At 46.0% G+C, this 272-nt stretch carries 1 protein-coding gene; it reads left to right on the top strand.

The annotated features are described in order from the left end of the window. Window positions 1-272, top strand: a 272-nt coding sequence (locus tag H6A60_RS13150) for a hypothetical protein (RefSeq protein WP_205105311.1), incomplete at both ends; no start/stop codon positions are given.

Here is a 272-nt window from a genome sequence, read left to right as displayed (position 1 = left end):
GAAACCACGCCCCATTTCCATATACGGGATGCGGAAACGAAAGGTGAACGGTTTGAAACATGCGTCTGTCTTGAAACGAACCGCTATTGCCTGCACGGTAAGCACAAGGATATTCTTACGCCTGAACAACAAACTATGCTGATGGAATTCATGGAAAGCCTGTCTATGTATAAGCCATGTTCCACGCCGTTGATACGCAATTATGAATGGGCGGTGGATATGTGGAATCTCAACAATGAAGCGACACAAGTGTCTTTGCGATATGACAGTGG

Source organism: Sutterella massiliensis (assembly GCF_016899755.1).
GTDB lineage: Bacteria > Pseudomonadota > Gammaproteobacteria > Burkholderiales > Burkholderiaceae_F > Sutterella > Sutterella massiliensis.
The sequence above is the reverse complement of the archived record's forward strand: the minus strand, read 5'-3'. Positions and strand labels throughout refer to the sequence as shown.